We start from the raw sequence: 18329 nt of genomic DNA, 5'->3' as shown, positions 1-18329 counted from the left end.
CGGATTTCGCTAATACACTCCGCAAAATGTGAAGCTCCGCCGTCCTCAAGATCATCACGATCGACGGAAAGTAATTACTACATGCTTAAGATTTAACTTTTGTACCGCCTCCGCTAACCTTTGCGGTTCGTGCGGGTCAAGTAAATCCGGTCTACCCGTTTTGACATTACAAAACCTACAAGCTCTAGTACAAACCGAACCTAAAATCATCACGGTTGCATGTCTTTTTGACCAGCATTCACCGATATTAGGACAAGTAGCTTCCTCGCACACAGTATTTAATCTCAGATTTTTTATTAAATCTTTTGTATTATAGTACTCTGTAGAATTAGGAGCTTTTACTTTTATCCAATCAGGTCGTTTATTTAAATTAGCCATAAAACGGAAATAATTTAATTAATTTTGTCACTTCATTTAATACTTTCTGCTCAAGCTCGCTATTATCTTCATTATTTTTTAAGCCGTCTAAAATATCTGCTACCATATGACCGACTAATACAAAATCCTTTTCTTTAAAGCCTCTAGTAGTACATGCGGGAGTACCAAGGCGAATACCTGAAGTGATAAAAGGCGAAGCTTCATCAAACGGAATAGCATTCTTATTACACGTAATCCCTGCTCTATCCAAAGAATTTGCGGCAAGCTTACCCGTGATTCCGTCTTTACGTAAATCCACTAAAACAATATGATTATCGGTACCACCTGTTAATATATCATATCCCCTTTCTTGCAAGCTACTTGCTAAAGCTTTAGCGTTACTTATTACCTGCTGAATATAACTTTTATATTCAGGCTGCAAATTTTCTAAAAAAGCTACGGCTTTTGCAGCGATTATATGCATTAACGGACCACCTTGTAGTCCTGGAAATAATGCAGAATTTATCTTTTTGCCTATTTCTTCATCGTTAGATAAAATTAAACCACCTCGCGGTCCTCTAAGTGTTTTGTGAGTGGTAGAGGTAACAATATGAGCGTAAGGAATAGGGCTTTGATGCTCGCCTGTGGCAACAAGTCCTGCAATATGAGCAATATCTGCCATAAAATATACTCCAACTTTATCCGCTATTTCTCTAAATCTTGCAAAATCAATATTACGAGGATAGGCAGAGAAACCAGCTATAAGTAATTTTGGTTTATGTAAATCCACTAAACGTTCAATCTCATCATAATCGATTAAATAAGTCTCTTTATTTACGCTATAAGAAACGGCGTTAAACCATTTACCGGACATATTAGGGGCTGCACCGTGTGTTAGATGTCCGCCGCTATCTAAGGACATACCAAGAATTGTATCGCCCGGCTGTAATAAAGCAAGATATACAGCCTGATTTGCTTGTGAGCCTGAATGAGGTTGCACATTTGCATATTTACAGTTAAAGAGTTTTTTTACTCGCTCTATAGCTAAATTTTCAGCTTTATCTACTTCCTCGCAACCGTTATAGAAACGCTTACCTGAATACCCTTCCGCATATTTATTAGTCAGAATAGACCCCTGAGCTTCAAGCACAGCAGAACTTACGAAATTTTCTGATGCAATAAGCTCGATTACGCTACTTTGACGTAGCTTTTCATGCCTTATTATTTTATCAATCTCTTTATCCGTTTCATGTAAATTATTATTAAAAATATTCATTCATCCTCATATGGTTTAGTTTTGTTGCATGCCTCAACGCTCTCATTGTCATACCGTGGTCAAGCCACGGTATGACATGTGTTTATAAAATTAATCGCAATCTCAAGCCCCCGTCCATCTATTGAATGAGCAAGAGACGTTAATTTATGTCCGCTATGCTCTATATGAAGCTTAGATAAATAGTTTGAAGCATTATACATCTCACTAACACCGACCACTTCATCTAATTCCCCATGAATCAAGCATATAGGAGTAAGCTTATTATTAACTTCCATAGGCGGAATTAATGCTCCCGAAAAACCTATAGTACAAAAAAACGGTTCTCGCTGAATCAGAGTTAAATATAGACCAATCATAGTACCTTGAGAAAAACCGATAATGATAGTATCTTTGTTAGTTAGATTTAGCTCTTCTTGTTTTTGTTTTATTATATCCTCAAGTTTAGAAACATTATTTGCAATTAGCTTTGCTATAATATGCGGGCTACGATCTTGTAAACTAAACCATTGTCTACCGTAAGGCATCATATCATAAGCCTCGATGCCGTGCGGGGAAATAAAATGACAGTCAGGTAAATCGTTTTTAATATAAGGCACAAGTCCTATAAGATCGTGTCCATCCGAACCAACACCGTGCAGTAATACTACTAACTTCTTTGCCGCCTGCTCTTTACTTTCTACTTCTGGATATTCTAAATATTTATTCATGGTTTTTTATAAAGCTTGTCATCCCGTGGACAAGCCACGGTATGACATCTCAACCTTTCAACATCTTCTCAAGTTCGCCGCTTTGATATAACTCTCTAGCAATATCACACCCACCGACTAATTCTCCGTTAATGTATAATTGGGGGAATGTCGGCCAGTCGCTAAATTTTTTTAAATCTTCACGTAATTCAGCATCAAAAAGTACATTAATATCACGAAATTCCAAACCTAATTTATTCAAAATAGCTACTACGGTTTCTGAAAATCCGCATGCAGGCGATTCTTTAGTACCTTTCATGAACAATACTACTTTATTGTTTTTTATTTCATTTTTTATAAATTCAAAATTTTTATTTTCTAGCATTTTAATACTCAATAATTTATCTTCTAGGTTCTGTAAGCATTTCTAATTAATTTACTATTTTAAGATATTTTTTAGCGAAAATTAATAAGATTTTTGTAGGAATAGTATACCTATTTCCAAAAAATCTTATAATTTGCAGCAAAAAATAACTAAAATTAAATCTTTTTAGAAATGCTTACAGAACCTAGAATACACTTTCTATAGCAATATATGCAAGCACAAATAGTTAATAAAATTTTTGAGATTTTTAGCAAGAATAATCCAAATCCGAAAACCGAATTAATATATAAGAATGATTTTACCTTATTAGTAGCGGTAATATTATCTGCTCAAGCCACCGATGTATCAGTAAATTTAGCGACTAAATCTTTATTTGAAACTTACGATACACCGGAAAAAATTCTAGAACTCGGTGAAGAAGGGCTTAAAAAATATATAAAATCTATCGGACTATTTAATAGCAAAGCAAAAAATATTATCGCATTATGTAAAATATTGATAAGCAATTATCAAGCTTCAGTACCAAATGATTTTAAGGAATTAGTTAAACTACCGGGCGTTGGCAGAAAAACTGCTAATGTTGTACTAAACTGCTTATTCGGTATGCCGACAATGGCAGTTGATACGCATGTGTTTAGAGTAGCCAAAAGGATTGGGTTTGCTAAAGGTAATAGTCCTGAAATAGTAGAAAAAGAGCTACTGCAGATTATCGATGAGAAATGGCTAACGCATGCCCATTACTGGTTAATTCTGCACGGCAGATATATTTGTAAAGCCCGAAAACCCGATTGCGATATCTGCCCTATTAAAGAGTATTGTGAGTATTATATTAATGCATTTTCAAGTTGACAATTTCTTGCTTACTTCATAATATCTAAGCTCAATTTGATAAAGGTAAAATTTATGCGTTCAGCACTTATACTTATAACTTCTATATTAGTAGCTGTAACTTTCTTAACAAGTGCTTGTAATACAATGCAAGGAGCAGGTCAAGATATGCAGGCAGCCGGTAAAAAACTTGAAGATTCGGTAGAAAAAAATAAGCCTAAAAAAGGTTGCGGCTGTCATTAGTACGCTTGCTGTGTGTTGTTAATTGTCACCCGTGGTCAAGCCACGGGTGACAGTGGTGGAATTGATTCACACAATAACGTAAGCAAGTTACTCTACTTACTCTCATTCACCAATCTATATATTTCTTTTTTACTATACACATCTTTGAATTTGTCATAAGCAAGTTCGGTAGTGGTTTTGCTACTTAAGTTTTTACTTAAGCAAAATTCTATAAATTTTTCTAAATTTTTTTGTTGGTTTTGTTCTTGTATATTTCCTGAAATCAATAATACTATTTCACCTTTTAAAATATTATTTTGATAGAACTCTATTATTTCATCTATATTTCCTGTTTTTGTTTCTTGATATAGCTTAGTTAACTCACGAACTACACATATTTCTCGATTCCCCAGTATTTCTTTAGCTACCGATAAGGTATTTATCAAGCGAGGGGCTATTTCAAAAAAAATCAAAGTAGCCTTAAGATTTACTAGTTCAGAAAAAATCTTTTTTTTACTTTCTATAGTTTTAGGTAAAAACCCGTGAAATAAAAATCGATCAGTAGGAAGAGCTGATAAAGTTAGAGCAGTAACCGGTGCAGATACCCCTGGTACTACGTCTATATGACAATTAAGATTGCGTATATCTCTAACTAACTTATAGCCAGGATCGGAAATTAAAGGAGTCCCTGCATCAGAAATTAAACTTACTATATTACCCGATTTTATTAAACTTATAATATTTTCTCTATCTTTCTCGTCACTATGATCATTATAAATTTGTAATTTTGTATGAATGTCATGTTTTGCTAGCAATTTTTGTGATATTCTAGTATCTTCACATAAAATAATATCTGAGTTTTTTAGAGTCGATATAGCACGAAGCGTTATATCTTCAAAATTACCGATTGGTGTTGAAACAATATATAATCCCGGTTTTAAAGACATCTTTCCAAACTTCGCTTTTAGAGGTAATTTAGACGTCGATCCGGTACTCGCATCCTCACGTATGTCTATATACGCTGCGGTGCTGCGTTCCGTGTCTCCTTTAAATTCCTCTCTATAAGCTGGTCTAGAAAGATGTCTAATCATAATTTTTAAATTTTAAGTAATATTATGGCTAGTATAAAACATAAACTACGAATCGTTCTATCATTTTTTTGTTTGATATATTTAACATCCTGTCAAACTCCTAAAGAAGAACCTATAATTTTTCCTAAAAAAGAACAAAAAGAAATTGAGATTGCAATTTTAATGCAAAATCAGGGTCCTGATAGTATTGTCGGGAAACAATATAAAGATTTAATTAAAATGGGACTTAACGACGGAATCAAATCTTACATACATGTTACTTCTTACGACGGTTCAGACGAAAAAAACGTTTTAGCCGCTATGGATAAAATAGTAGCACGTAAAACTAAGATTATTTTAGGTCCTCTATATTCTAACTTTACCTCTCTAATAGCCGAAAAAGCAAAGGCAAATGATATTATTATAATAACTATGTCAAATAATCCGGCTCTTGCAGAAGATAAATTATTTGTATTCGGTCATGCACCTTTAAAACAACTGATACGCATCATCAATTATTACGCAAGTAACGACCATAAAGATTTTATGGTATTATTACCTAAAGGGAAGCATTCGCAAACTATTAGTCAAGTAATGCAAAATATATTGATTCAGAAAAATGCATCATTATCACGCACTGAATTTTATGAGGATAATCCTGAATCTATAGCAAAAGCCGCAAGAAATATTTCAGACAATACCGATATTATAAATGAACGTAGCGACACGACAAAACCGGTTATTTATCTATCAGACGATCCAAAAAATTTAAACCTACTCTCTGATAGTATTCGTAAATATAATTTAGATAAAAAAGCTATTTTAATCGGTGATAATCGTATTGATATCGATTACCCTGAAAATATCGATATTAGCTTTACCGGCTCTTTAAATTTACTCAATAGCAACGTTCCAGATAGGGCAAAAGACTTAGGTATTAACCATATGGGTTTCATGCATCTCCTTTCTTATGATTTAGGACGTATGACTGCAAACTATATAGGCAATGAATTTGCATCCGAAAGGTTTCTAAATAGAATAAACAGTAGACAACCTTATATAGGTTTATCCGGTAATATTCATTTCATCGATGGAGTAGCTCAGAGACAATATGATATTATTAGGAAAGAGAATGGTGTATATTCTACTGTTTCAGGGAATTAGGGCGTTGCCTGCGTAGATACCTGAGTCGTCATTGCGAGCAGCCGTAGGCTGCGTGGCAACCTCATAAAATAATAACACACTCCTGAGATTGCTTCGTCAATTGCTATGCAATTTCCTCGCAATGACGGATTTGGTATCCACGCAGGCGATGACATCGAGTTAATTATTTGTTTTTATCATTATCACTACCGTCGCCTTTCATGCCGTCTTTAAAAGCTTTAAGACCTTTGGCAAGATCGGACATGACTTGCGGTAATTTGCCGGCACCGAATAATACAAAAATAATTAATAAAACTATTAATAAATGGCTAAAGCTCATTCCCATGATATTTTTGCTGTATAAGTTAAAATTTTATTATATAAGATATTATAGCTCTAATCTAGGATAAAATAATTAAAAAATGTTTACTAAAAAACAATTTTCAGAATTTTTTGCTACTTATAAATGGCTAAAGCTCATTCCCATGATATTTTTGCTGTATAAGTTAAAATTTTATTATATAAGATATTATAGCTCTAATCTAGGATAAAATAATTAAAGAAATGTTTACTAAAAAACAATTTTCAGAATTTTTTGCTACTTTTTTTTATATCGGAAAAATAAAATACTGCCCAGGCACTTTTGGGTCGATTGCTGCTTTTCCTTTAAGTTACTTCTTAATATATTTTATTGTTAATAACAAAATAATCATTCCTTTCTCAAGTCTTACTCTCGGTGAAGCTCAACTTGTCAGTATATTTATTATAAGCTTTAGCATATGTTTGATACTCTTAATACTCGGCACTTATTTTACTAAAATATATTTAAATTATACAAATTCAGAAGACCCTAAAGAAGTGGTAATTGATGAAGTAGTAGGGCAAATGCTAACTATCGTTTTAGTATTTTTTTCCGCTTTATTTGCTAATGAATCGCATTTAATTAAATATTTTAGTCCGCTAACAATAAATATTATATTACTTTTCATATTACCTTTTTGTCTATTCCGATTTTTTGATATAGTAAAGCCCTGGCCTATTAATTGGTTTGACAAAAATATTAAGGGCAGTATCGGCATTATGCTTGATGATTTGCTAGCCGCAATATTTGCTGCGGTAACTCAATACGCAATCATATTTGTGTTAATAGATATTCGACAATAGATTTTCTATTAAAAAAGATCATTGACTAATTTCTAATATAATAATATGATACGACAAATATTTATAAATTTTTAAAGAGATAGTTTTCATGTTCGCAGTTATAAAAGCAGGTGGAAAACAATATAAAGTAGACAGAAATAGTATTATTAAAGTCGAAAAAATTGATGGAGAACTTGGCTCTAAAATTCAGTTTGATCAAATTTTAATGATTGGCGAATACTCAAAGCCTTCTTTTATTGGTACTCCAATAGTTAAAGGGGCTGTCGTTACGGCTGAAATTACTAACCAACTTAAAGATAATAAAATTATAGTCTTTAAGAAAAAGCGTAGAAAAAATTATCGTCGTAAAGCCGGTCATCGTCAAGAATTGACGGAATTAAAAATATTAGATATTACCAAACAATAATAATAACTTAAAAGGAATTATAAAATGGCAACCAAAAAAGCCGGTGGTAGTTCTAGGAACGGAAGAGACTCGGCCGGTCGAAGGCTGGGAGTTAAAAAAGCCGATGGACAATATGTAATACCCGGTAATATTATAGTTAGACAACGCGGTACAAAAATTCATCCTGGAACGAATGTAGGGCTTGGCAAAGATCATACAATATTTGCTTTGATAGAAGGTAAAGTAGAATTTTTAACTAAGCGAAATCATAAAATCGTGAATGTTAAAGAAATTGCAAGTGCTTAAGTATTGCGGTTTGATCTACTAGTGTTACGTGGAACGAAAAATGCTTTTTATGGCATTGTTGCGTGGATTGAAAAACACACTCGGTGTAATACGTGGCTTGACCACGGTATTCAATTTAAAATACTAATAATATTAGTATTTTAAATTGTTTTTATGGACCCCGTGGTCAAGCCACGGAGTGACACAGTGGATTTTACCAATCCACGCAACAATGCCAAGCGAGACAACAGGCGGAAATTAATTATATAACATAATATTCTATTAGGCTTCCTTTACTTATGGCCTTAATAATTCAAAAGTTCGGTGGCACTTCCGTTGCAAATATTGATAGAATAAAAAAAATCGTTCCTATCATAAAAGCCGAAATAGCTAAAAATAACCAAGTAATTGTAGTAGTTTCGGCTATGGCAGGTGTTACTAATCAACTTGTCACATTGTGTAATGAAGTATCAAGCCTTAATAACATTTCTCAATTTGCAGAATATGATGTAGCACTTTCTAGCGGCGAAATAGTCACTGCTTCATTACTTGCATTAGCTCTTCAAGAAGAAGACATAAAAGCACGATCATTTCTAGCTTGGCAATTACCGATTCTCACCGATAATAATCATAGTAAAGCTTTAGTAGAATCAATTACTACAGATTTACTAGAAAAATATTTACAGTTAAATACCGTCCCTATAATAGCCGGTTTTCAAGGAACTAACAAATCCAATAGGTTAACCACTTTAGGCAGAGGAGGATCCGATACTACTGCCGCCTTAATCGCTGCAGCTATGAAAGCCGATAGATGTGATATTTATACCGATGTAGAGGGAATATTTACTGCTGATCCAAGAATTATCCCAAATGCCAAGAAGATAAAAGAAATAGATTTTTTAGAAATGTTAGAACTAGCATCAAGTGGAGCAAAAGTACTACACCATAGAGCCGTAGAGTTAGTAATGCGGTATAAAATAGATATGCGTGTTCTTTCAACATTTTCACCGAATACAGAAGGTACGTTAATTACTTCAAAGGATAAAAATATGGAGAATGGAATTATTAATAGCATTACTTCTAATAAAAATTTATTAAAAATATCTGTAAAGAGCATTTCTTTAAGTTTTTTGCAAGTTGCAAATATGATTACACAAAATAATAATCATATTGAGTTTATGCAAGAGATAAAAAATAATGAAGAATATAGTTTTATTACAAATTTAACCGATAAAAATAATTTACAAGCTTTACTTACTAATTTAAAAGATGATAAGCAGATACAAGATTTTACTTTTGATACCGAAATTGCTACAATCTCTCTTATTGGTTATAGGATTAAAAATGATTGTAAATTACTTGAAACGATATTATCAAAGTTAATGAAAGATAATATAAATGTTAACATGATACAATTATCAGAAGTTAAAATTACCTTATTAATAAATGATCAATATGCAGAAAAAACAATTTTTAATTTATATAATCTTTTTAAAATATCTTAGATTCTGCATCTGAAATTTAATTTATAGTAAAAGAAGTTGAATTATATTCAATTTATAGGAAATATTTTATTTTTTTAAGAATTATAGTGAATACCGCTAATGCTAACCCATTTACGATATGAGATATGTTTTTAAAAAACTAAAGAACCCTCAGCTATAAGCTGAGGGGTTATAAAGTGGAATCGATTAGAAATCGATCATCATTCACAGGTTCACCTTCCTGTTCATCAATATAGTGCTGTATCATTTCATCAGTTATATTACCTGAACTGACCGCCATATAGCCCCTAGCCCACAAATGATTGCCCCAAAATTGTTTTCTTAAATGAGCAAATTCTTGCAATAAAATTCTTGAGCTACTACCTTTTAAATACTGTACTAACTTGCTAAGAGATATTTGTGATTTATATGAGATAAACATATGCACGTGATCACATGATATTTTCCCTGAAATTATATATACTTCATGTTCCATACAAATCTGCCTTAGTAAATCTCTAGCCCTTTCCGCTACTTTGCCTATCAATACTCTCTTCCTATATTTTGGTATCCATATAAGATGTACTTTTAAATCATACTGACTATGACTATTCTTTCTATAACTTCTCATGTTTCTTGATATAAATTCATTGCTAAAGCAATTTCATTATATCTTCCCTTCGCCTGAAGGCGAGGGATTTCTTATCCCCGAAGGGGGACATTAAAATATTTCCTATAAATTGAATATAATTCAACTTCTTTTACTATAAATCTTAGGTTATTTTATATTAAAATTATAAGATTTTAAAAAGACATGGCTCCTATTACAGAAAAATTTTATAATTTGTTCTTACTACATGACAATTTTTCATTTTATCATCTTTGGATATTGGAATATCAAGGACAACAGCTGTATCCAACGTACTAATTGAGTAGAAATATTATACAAGATATTAACCAATGTATCTAATCCAATCCAACACGAAATATACTATTTTGCCTATAACCATGTTTTTTAATAACTATTGGTTTATCTAAAACTATAATCTCTCCAGTTTGATAAGCTAGGCAAAATGCAATAGACAATATTTGCATCAATGTATCTAATCGTAAATCATTAGTAATATGAATTGCTTCACAGTTGAATCCTGCTGATTTAAAAGCTTTGAACATTGTTTCAATTTGCCATCTTTGAGCATATATCTCAGCAGGATTTTTGATCTCATCACTATGTATTAAGACTGCAAGTTCACTCTTCTTATTTCTGATCCCTACTACATTAAATATTTCACCTTTTGTACCAATTCTACGTTGTGACAAACTCACATGCGATCCTATGGCTAGAGGGCGAAATAACTCTTGTATTTTAACCATTTTTCCCCTTGCATTACTGATATATTGTCTATTTTCTCTAACTCGAAAAACGTATCTTATTTGATTTGTTCTAAGCCAAGAGAGCCATTCCTTACCTATAAATTCTCTATCAGCGGTTAATGCTTCAATGCGGTYTTTGTCAAAAACTTCTAAAAAACACTCCATCAGATCAATACGCTCAATATAATCAGAGTTACCACACTTTTTATCACTTAGAAAATTCCAAAAAGGGGGATCGCTATACCATGAAAACTGACAGCTAAATATAAAATATTTATATGTCGTTTACCAAATTTCCAATTCGTTCTATCTAAACACAATACCCATTTTTGCTCCTGCTCAAACCCAGTCATCATGACTAACATAACAGGTAATACTCTCCATGATATTGAGATTTCAGAGATAAATCTTTGCATCCTTCTATACCATGAAGCTGCTTTAATCCCAGACGGCATTCTATTGCATAACAATGACATGTTTACTGTCCTGCTGTTAAGCATTGAAATGATAAATAATCCTAAACATTTTGCTCTTGATAAATTAAGCGAAATATGTTTTTGTAATAATTCGATTAGAGGGGCGGAATGATCTTTCATATGTAAACCAAGTTCTTTCCCCGTTATCATCATGAATTATCAGCAAAATTCAATCCTTTAGTCCTTACATCTCTAAAAATTGTCATGTAGTAAGTAATTTGTGACAAAAAAAGTTAAAATAGATTAATTTAAATTTCATATATAAGACCTAAATACTTAATTAAATAGCTTAAATTTATTATTTTCATTATAATTATCTTCTATTTACTATTTATTAGTTATATATTAATAAATAAGTCTAATAGGCTATCGAAATTATTTTTTGCTATAAATTATAAGATTTTTTTGAAATAGGAGTAGCTATTCCTTCAAAAATCTTATTAATTTTCGCTATAAAATCTCTTTAATTATCAATTAAAATAATTTCATAGATAGCCTCTTAAAAATCATAAATTCTTATCATTTAAAAAAATTATTTTAACTCTCAATTTTTAGGAGTAAATTTTACAGGAAAAAATAATGAGCGAAGATATAAGATCAAAAGAAAGATTTAATCGGATTAACGATATATCAGAAACAAATAAAGATGGTCCAGAAGAAATTAGAAATAATTTTAAAAAATTTGTACTGAATATATTAGAAACAGACAATATAACCCCGTATAAGTTAAGTGAAAAAACAGGCACCCATGAAACAGCGTGGAAAAATTTTCTAGACGGTCGTACAAAAATGCCTGACATGGGAGCAATTGTTGCTCTTGCAGATTATAAAAATGTTCCACTAGATGAAGTAATAGGCAGAGATATAAATAAAGAAAAAAAGATAACGGTAGAAATAAAACAAATTCCGGAAATATCAGCATCTATAGCTAAACTACCAAAAGACATACTTCAAGAAGCCATGTTGATAGGAGAAAAAACTAGAGGATTTATTCATAAACCAACAAATAAAGAGACAAAATCCTTTGCTGAACAAGTTAAAAGCTCTAATAAACCGAAAGGAAGATCTATCTAAATAAAAATATGTTTTTCAATATTGATCCCTAAAACCTTACTTGATATTCTAAAATGGAGAATAACTTCAAAACGACCAAAATGGCCGACAACACTGCCACTTACTTCTACTGATATTCCACCCCAAAAAATAACTAGCAACGAAAATATATATTCCTGTGAAATGAAGAGTTGGGATACGAAGATCAACTTGGAAAAGAGTAATCGGTCTGTAAGACGAGGAGCGGAGCATACAGAAGTATAGCTTAAGCAGGTAAGGTTATTGCTATTACATAGGCCAGCAATCATACTAATTCTGTGTTTGTGCTGATAAACTTTTTCGGGGGTGTCAGAAAGTTTGTGTAAGTTATAAAAATAGTTAAGAATAAAATTAATTAAAACAACTTACATGAGGCTAATATGAAGAATAAGAGTAAAGTATCAAATCCGACTATAGAAAAAGTAGTATCAGAAATACTATCACAAAGTGATCCATCTGAGATATTTGGCAAAGAAGGAATATTTCAGGAAATTAAAAAGCAGATAGTAAATAAGATTTTAGAAAAAGAAATGGAATCTCATATAGGTTATGAGAAGCATTCTAAGAATACCAAGGAGTCAGATAATAGACGTAATGGCAATTATGAAAAGACTCTAATAGATTCCGAGGGTCGTAAATTGATAGTAGAAGTGCCAAGGGATCGGGAAGGAGAATTTGAACCTCAACTAATTCCAAAAGGAGTAAGGAGATTTGAAGGATTTGATGATAAAGTAATATCTTTATATGCTAGGGGAATGACTATTCGAGAAATACAAGGGCACTTAGAAGAACTATATGCCACCAAAGTATCATCTGAGTTAATATCAAAGGTAACTGATGGCATTTTAGAGGAAGTTACTGCGTGGCAGAATAGAGCACTTGATAGTGTATATCCTATAATGTAGATTGTATTCATGTTAAGGCAAGAGACAATCATATAATAATAAATAAAGCAGTTTATCTAGATATTGGCGTGAATATAGAAGGCAAGAAGGAACTATTAGGTATTTGGATAGGCAAGAATGAAGGATCTAAATTTTGGATGCAAGTAGTAACAGAACTGAAGAATCGTGGTGTAGAACAAATATATGTTGCGTGTGTTGATGGTCTTAAAGGTTTTCCAGAAGCAATAAATAGCATTTTCCCAAAAACCACAGTACAACTGTGTATTGTTCATATGGTAAGAAACTCTGTAAAATACGTATCATATAAAGATTTAAAATTGGTAACAGCTGATTTAAAGGCAGTTTATTCTGCAATAAATGAAGCAGAGGGATTAAGAGAATTACAAAATTTTGCTAAAAAATGGGATGAAAAATATCCAGTTATTTTTGATATATGGCAGAGAAATTGGTCTGGAATAGCTCCGTTCTTTAGCTTTCCGGAAGACATTAGAAAGGCGATTTACACTACTAATGCTATTGAATCAACTAACCGTCAAATTCGTAAAATTATAAAAAATAAGGGGGTATTTCCAGATGATAAATCGATTCAGAAAATAATCTTTTTAGCATTGACAAATGCTTCTAAAAAATGGACAATGCCTATTAAGAATTGGGCCATGGCTTTAAATCAATTTGCTATACTTTGTGATACTAATTTACAAAATTGGGCAAATGGAGAAATCGTACTTACACAAAAAATCTGACAAACCCACTTTTCACCATAACATCTTTCTCCTTTTGGGCTCCAGCCATGTTCTCGACACGCATTATCTTCTATTCCTGATTCATCCAAAAACGCTAGTTTATCTTTGTCTATGGTGGTTATCTTTTCTATAAACTCATTTCTTAATTTATGATTTCTTTTGGGATGAAGAAAAGTTTTTTTATAGCTGTAACCAACTTTTCTAATCATGTTTATTATAGTTCTTGCTGACACTTTACTAGGATACAAGATGGCTAGCTCTCGACTGCTTTTATCTTTATTAGATTCCAAAAATTTTTTAAATCCTTCCATATCTGTTATTTTATGACTATGCCCTTTTTGATAGCCAGTTTTTAATTGAACATCTCCTGTTTCTTTCTTTAATTTCTTCCAATCATATATTACTTTACGGCTAATATTAAATACTTGACTTGCTTCTATTATTCTTTTCCCTGACTCAATATATTGAATCACTCTCTTTCTTAAATCATATGAATATGGACTTGGCATAACTATTTTCTAATTACTTTACCATATTCTTTTATTAATATCACTATCTTAATTGCCTATGCTATATTGTTGTGTGGATACCGATGTCATTCCTGCGAAAGTAGGAATCCAAAAAAATAACCTTACTATGCATTATTGACAAAAAAAGCCTATAAAAAACTTGGTTTTTATAGGCTTTTTCTTACTTCCCGCTTGCAGAAATAACGCTTTAATAACAAGTGATCGGTGCTGTTAAATGCTCGTAGTTTTGACCTAAATAAGATACTGGTTGTTCAAAGATATACGTATCATTGTTATCATAATTATAATTACCGTATAATTGTAATCTTGCTAAAGAATCTTCATATTGGAAGTTTTTAAGTATTTCTTGATTTTTAGATATCTGAATTTCTGCTAAACAATGTTCAACATAAGTTTTTAGTGCTTCTTGATGAATTCTATCATATAAAGCTTTTAACATGAGTAAGTTTACTAATGGGTTAATACCATTATTTGCATTAGTAGTAATCGTAGCTTCCTCGTGTTTTTGATCAATAGATAATTTACAAATTAAAGGCTCTTCATTACTTACTTCTACTTTCTCTATTTCAAGATTTTCTGATTCAGCATTGATTTTTTCTTCAAAATTTATCTCTGGGAAAAGTGCTTTCACATCCGTTATTTCAAGTTTCCCTCCTTTTTTACCTACTTCATAAGCTTTAGAAACAATTTGTTTATAAATAAAGTCAATTAATTCTCGTTTTGTTTGTATTTCATCAGAATAGTTAATTCCTCCTTCATTCCAAAACTTTACTATTTTAGAAAAAGCAGGAATATATTTACCGATCTTTGCTAAAAATTTTTGTGTAAATGTAGATTCAGTAAGAGGGGTTAATGTAGGATTTTTTTCATATTTTTTAAATACATACTCGACAATTTTAGGTATATTTTGATCTGTTTCTATTTCGTCAGGTAAGCCGTGTAATATTTTTTTGGCTATTGCTTGATCCATCTTCTTATACAAAATATTAACCTCGATCCATGTCCATACTGGATTAGCCGTAAAACAAAGCTTTGTTACATAAAATGCTAGCGATATAGGTAGAGATAATAACTTTAAATAGTTAAGGCAAGTATATCGTATTGGATGAGGCGTGAGACTATAAATCTCACCCATATCTTGGTTTAACTCACATGATGTTTTAATCATTGTATACTTCTGCTTAATTAAATGAGAAGTGATGTCATGTACTGGCATATTATTACTTAAATTTAACTAATTCGTCAACAAAATATAAAAAACGTTAACATTTGTCAAATGCTATTTAATGAGATTTTGTTTTAAATCAATTATAATACTTGCAAAGTTTTATCAAGATAAATAGAATTATCCAAAGTCAAAAGTAATATAAGGAATAAGTATGCTTAACATAAATTTTGTGAATGAAGAATCATCTACTAATCAAGGTCTAGTAGTTTTTATTGATGAGCGGTTAAAGCTTGATAGTAATTTAATAGGACTTGATCAACAACATCACGGATTAATTTCTAAAACTATTCAGAATAAACTGCAATTTACCGGTAAATATGGACAGATCAAGGTTATTCCGTCTGTCATTAAATCAGGCGAGGTTAGATATTTGATAATAGCAAGTCTTGGGAATGAAGAAAAATTAACTGAAGCAAAAATTGAAGAGTTAGGCGGCAAAATTTTACAGCATGCAACCGGTTGTAAAATTTCTACTATCGGCTTAAAACTTAYAAATAGAATTAGCAGGTTTACATCTCAAACATTTGCATCTTTAGTTGCTAGTGGTGCGTTTCTTGCTTCTTACAGATTTAATAAATATAGAACTACCTTAAAAGAAGCAGAGAAGTTCATAGTAGAATCAATTGAAATTTTTACCGATAATAGCACTGAAGCGGCAAAATTATTTGAAGTCAAAAAATTAATTGCTGAGGCAGTATTTTTTACAAGAGATATAAGTAATGAACCGTCAAATATTAAAACTCCGCAAGTCTATGCCGAAAGAATAGTTGATATACTTGAACCGCTAGGAGTAGATGTTGATGTTATCGGTGAACGTGAGATGAAAAATCTTGGTATGGGAGCATTGCTTGGTGTGGGGCAAGGTTCACAAAACGAGTCAAAGTTAGTAGTTATGGAATATAAAGGCGGCAGTAAAGATGCTCCGACTATTGCTTTGGTTGGTAAAGGAGTGATTTTTGATACAGGCGGTATTTCATTAAAACCGTCAAGTAATATGCATTTAATGAGATACGATATGGGAGGTTCTGCAGCAGTTGTGGGTGCCATGATTGCGGTTGCCGGTCAAAAATTACCTGTAAATATAGTCGGTGTTGTAGGGCTTGTCGAAAATATGCCGTCCGGTAATGCACAGCGTCCAGGGGATGTAGTAACTACTATGTCAGGGCAAACTGCCGAAGTTTTAAATACCGATGCAGAAGGGCGTTTAGTACTTGCTGATGCTGTTTGGTATGCACAAGAAAAATTTAAGCCTAAATGCGTGATTGACATCGCAACTCTAACAGGAGCAATAACCGTAGCACTTGGTAATACATATGCCGGTTGTTTTTCCAATAATGATGAGTTAGCTGATAAGTTAATAAAAGTAGGGGAAGAAGTTAATGAAAAACTTTGGAGAATGCCGCTTCATGATGAGTACGATGCAATGATTAACTCCGACATAGCCGATATGGCAAATATCGGGAACGTACCGGGAGTTGCCGGAAGCTGCACGGCTGCACATTTTATTAAACGTTTCATTAAAGATGGAGTAGATTGGGCTCATTTAGATATAGCAGGCGTTGCAAATAGTAATGAAGCTTCAGCACTTGGTCCGAAAGGGGCAGTTGGGTATGGTGTTAGATTACTTGAAAAATTTATCAAAAAATATACTCGATGAACTTCAAAAAAAGTAATCGTTTTACAAGTACTGCGGTACTCACGTATTAAGTATACGCTCCGTTCCTCGTCTTGTGAACCGATTACTTTTTTTGAAGTTCATCGAGTATATTACATAATTACTCGTAGTATACCTACTATTTGTTTATTCTGAATATAATTATGAACACAATAAATAAACCTTATATATTTGTTATAGGTAATGAAAAAGGCGGAGCAGGTAAAACTACCTGTTCTATGCATCTAATAATCGCTCTGCTTTATCAAAATTATTCGGTAGTAAGTATAGATACCGATTCACGTCAAAGTTCGTTAACGAATTATTTAAAAAATCGAGATTTATATAATAAACAAAATCCTGATAAAACTGTATTAGTACCGAAACATTTTCATATATCGGAAAGCGAAGTAGAAGAGCAAGCAAAGAGTTTTGAGCAGGTACTCAAAAATAATCAGGATGCCGATTATATAGTGATTGATACCCCAGGCAGTCATACTCCTTTATCAAGAGTTGCTCATTCTTACGCCAATACAATTATTACACCGATTAATGATAGCTTTCTAGATTTAGACGTAATAGCAAAAGTCGATAGCAAGGATGAAATTATTAGCCCATCAATATATAGTCAAATGATTTGGGAGCAGAAAATGGAGCGTGCTAGTCGTGATAGAATTAGTATAGATTGGGTAATACTTCGTAATCGTTTAAGTAATCTTGATGCATTAAATAAAAGACGCGTAGGAAATGTATTAGCTAAACTTGCTAAAAGAATTAACTTTAAACTCGCAGAAGGATTTAGCGAACGTGTAATATATAGGGAATTATTTTTGCAAGGTCTAACATTACTTGATCTAAAAACTGCAAAATATGATAGAGCATTTAATAGTTCACACGTACTTGCACGTCAAGAATTACGAAATTTTTTAGACTTTCTAGGTATTAAGGCTGCGTTCAAAGGTTAATTTCTATTAAAGTTTTTCTTGTATAAAGTTAAAAAATATATATAATGTGCAAAATTAATATGTTTTAACTTTATAAG

General features: G+C 32.1%; 20 protein-coding genes and 3 pseudogenes. 11 read left to right on the top strand and 12 right to left on the bottom strand.

Going from position 1 to position 18329, the window contains the following annotated elements; all coding sequences use genetic code 11:
* The 4 genes and pseudogenes from REIS_RS16880 to grxD form a co-directional block, all read right to left on the bottom strand.
* A pseudogene (locus REIS_RS16880) lies at positions 1–378 on the bottom strand (radical SAM protein); the annotation flags it as partial.
* Positions 371–1633, bottom strand: coding sequence for a serine hydroxymethyltransferase (gene glyA / locus REIS_RS02100; RefSeq protein ID WP_008579601.1), 1263 nt, complete (start codon positions 1631–1633; stop codon positions 371–373). The pseudogene REIS_RS16880 and the gene glyA, both read right to left, overlap by 8 nt.
* Positions 1634–1692: 59 nt before the next feature.
* Entirely contained in the window at positions 1693–2340 is a 648-nt protein-coding gene (locus tag REIS_RS02095) for a hydrolase (RefSeq protein ID WP_008579600.1), read from the bottom strand.
* Between the two features lie 49 nt (positions 2341–2389).
* Complete coding sequence (gene grxD / locus REIS_RS02090) at positions 2390–2704, bottom strand: Grx4 family monothiol glutaredoxin (protein WP_008579599.1); 315 nt, start codon at positions 2702–2704, stop codon at positions 2390–2392.
* 210 nt (positions 2705–2914) lie between these two features.
* On the opposite strand from grxD, the gene nth reads away from it, so the two are divergent.
* Together nth and REIS_RS02080 are read left to right on the top strand one after the other, a co-directional pair.
* Entirely contained in the window at positions 2915–3553 is a 639-nt protein-coding gene (gene nth, locus REIS_RS02085; protein ID WP_008579598.1) for an endonuclease III, read from the top strand.
* 54 nt (positions 3554–3607) lie between these two features.
* Positions 3608–3775 (top strand): entericidin A/B family lipoprotein, encoded by a 168-nt coding sequence (locus tag REIS_RS02080; RefSeq protein WP_008579597.1) that lies wholly within the window; start codon positions 3608–3610, stop codon positions 3773–3775.
* Between the two features lie 92 nt (positions 3776–3867).
* Here REIS_RS02080 and rsmI read toward each other — a convergent pair whose 3' ends face one another.
* Together rsmI and REIS_RS17695 are read right to left on the bottom strand one after the other, a co-directional pair.
* Complete coding sequence (rsmI, locus tag REIS_RS02075) at positions 3868–4701, bottom strand: 16S rRNA (cytidine(1402)-2'-O)-methyltransferase (protein WP_008579596.1); 834 nt, start codon at positions 4699–4701, stop codon at positions 3868–3870.
* A pseudogene (locus REIS_RS17695) lies at positions 4693–4851 on the bottom strand (palindromic element RPE1 domain-containing protein); the annotation flags it as partial. The pseudogene REIS_RS17695 and the gene rsmI, both read right to left, overlap by 9 nt.
* A gap of 18 nt (positions 4852–4869) precedes the next feature.
* Here REIS_RS17695 and REIS_RS02070 point away from each other — a divergent pair.
* Positions 4870–5988, top strand: coding sequence for a penicillin-binding protein activator (locus REIS_RS02070; protein WP_008579595.1), 1119 nt, complete (start codon positions 4870–4872; stop codon positions 5986–5988).
* Between the two features lie 163 nt (positions 5989–6151).
* Here REIS_RS02070 and REIS_RS02065 read toward each other — a convergent pair whose 3' ends face one another.
* Complete coding sequence (locus REIS_RS02065; RefSeq protein WP_008579594.1) at positions 6152–6313, bottom strand: Sec-independent protein translocase subunit TatA; 162 nt, start codon at positions 6311–6313, stop codon at positions 6152–6154.
* A 218-nt stretch (positions 6314–6531) separates the two neighbouring features.
* On the opposite strand from REIS_RS02065, the gene REIS_RS02060 reads away from it, so the two are divergent.
* The 4 genes from REIS_RS02060 (at position 6532) to REIS_RS02045 (ending at position 9306) form a co-directional block, all read left to right on the top strand.
* Positions 6532–7131: a phosphatidylglycerophosphatase A gene (locus tag REIS_RS02060; RefSeq protein ID WP_008579592.1), complete on the top strand. Its 600-nt coding sequence runs from the start codon at positions 6532–6534 to the stop codon at positions 7129–7131.
* A gap of 88 nt (positions 7132–7219) precedes the next feature.
* Positions 7220–7537 carry a 50S ribosomal protein L21 gene (gene rplU, locus REIS_RS02055; RefSeq protein WP_004997480.1) on the top strand — a complete coding sequence of 106 codons (318 nt, stop codon included), beginning with the start codon at positions 7220–7222 and terminating at the stop codon, positions 7535–7537.
* A 24-nt stretch (positions 7538–7561) separates the two neighbouring features.
* Positions 7562–7822, top strand: coding sequence for a 50S ribosomal protein L27 (gene rpmA / locus REIS_RS02050; protein ID WP_008579587.1), 261 nt, complete (start codon positions 7562–7564; stop codon positions 7820–7822).
* 278 nt (positions 7823–8100) lie between these two features.
* The gene (locus REIS_RS02045; protein ID WP_008579586.1) at positions 8101–9306 is read left to right on the top strand and encodes an aspartate kinase; all 1206 of its coding nucleotides are present in this window, start codon (positions 8101–8103) and stop codon (positions 9304–9306) included.
* A 169-nt stretch (positions 9307–9475) separates the two neighbouring features.
* On the opposite strand, the gene tnpA is transcribed toward REIS_RS02045, so the two are convergent.
* The 3 genes from tnpA to REIS_RS02030 form a co-directional block, all read right to left on the bottom strand.
* Positions 9476–9916 carry an IS200/IS605 family transposase gene (gene tnpA / locus REIS_RS02040; RefSeq protein ID WP_008579210.1) on the bottom strand — a complete coding sequence of 147 codons (441 nt, stop codon included), beginning with the start codon at positions 9914–9916 and terminating at the stop codon, positions 9476–9478.
* Positions 9917–10251: 335 nt separating this feature from the next.
* The gene (locus REIS_RS02035; protein WP_008579585.1) at positions 10252–10824 is read right to left on the bottom strand and encodes a transposase; all 573 of its coding nucleotides are present in this window, start codon (positions 10822–10824) and stop codon (positions 10252–10254) included.
* A 47-nt stretch (positions 10825–10871) separates the two neighbouring features.
* The gene (locus tag REIS_RS02030; RefSeq protein ID WP_008579584.1) at positions 10872–11288 is read right to left on the bottom strand and encodes a hypothetical protein; all 417 of its coding nucleotides are present in this window, start codon (positions 11286–11288) and stop codon (positions 10872–10874) included.
* A 426-nt stretch (positions 11289–11714) separates the two neighbouring features.
* Here REIS_RS02030 and REIS_RS02025 point away from each other — a divergent pair, with 426 nt between their 5' ends.
* Together REIS_RS02025 and REIS_RS10870 are read left to right on the top strand one after the other, a co-directional pair.
* Positions 11715–12209 carry a helix-turn-helix domain-containing protein gene (locus REIS_RS02025; RefSeq protein WP_008579583.1) on the top strand — a complete coding sequence of 165 codons (495 nt, stop codon included), beginning with the start codon at positions 11715–11717 and terminating at the stop codon, positions 12207–12209.
* Between the two features lie 398 nt (positions 12210–12607).
* Positions 12608–13875 (top strand): annotated as a pseudogene (locus REIS_RS10870) (IS256 family transposase).
* On the opposite strand, the gene REIS_RS10865 reads toward REIS_RS10870, so the two are convergent.
* Both REIS_RS10865 and REIS_RS02010 read right to left on the bottom strand, forming a co-directional pair.
* Entirely contained in the window at positions 13800–14384 is a 585-nt protein-coding gene (locus REIS_RS10865; protein ID WP_050755349.1) for an IS630 transposase-related protein, read from the bottom strand. The pseudogene REIS_RS10870 and the gene REIS_RS10865 sit on opposite strands and share 76 nt — an antisense overlap.
* A gap of 208 nt (positions 14385–14592) precedes the next feature.
* Positions 14593–15621 (bottom strand): hypothetical protein, encoded by a 1029-nt coding sequence (locus tag REIS_RS02010; RefSeq protein WP_008579579.1) that lies wholly within the window; start codon positions 15619–15621, stop codon positions 14593–14595.
* 163 nt (positions 15622–15784) lie between these two features.
* Here REIS_RS02010 and REIS_RS02005 point away from each other — a divergent pair, with 163 nt between their 5' ends.
* Complete coding sequence (locus REIS_RS02005; RefSeq protein ID WP_008579578.1) at positions 15785–17290, top strand: leucyl aminopeptidase; 1506 nt, start codon at positions 15785–15787, stop codon at positions 17288–17290.
* A 161-nt stretch (positions 17291–17451) separates the two neighbouring features.
* Positions 17452–18252: a division plane positioning ATPase MipZ gene (locus REIS_RS02000; protein WP_008579577.1), complete on the top strand. Its 801-nt coding sequence runs from the start codon at positions 17452–17454 to the stop codon at positions 18250–18252.
* The last annotated feature ends 77 nt before the right edge of the window (positions 18253–18329 follow it).

This window comes from Rickettsia endosymbiont of Ixodes scapularis, from assembly GCF_000160735.1.
Lineage (GTDB): Bacteria > Pseudomonadota > Alphaproteobacteria > Rickettsiales > Rickettsiaceae > Rickettsia > Rickettsia tamurae.
This window is presented reverse-complemented; position numbering and strand designations above follow the sequence as displayed.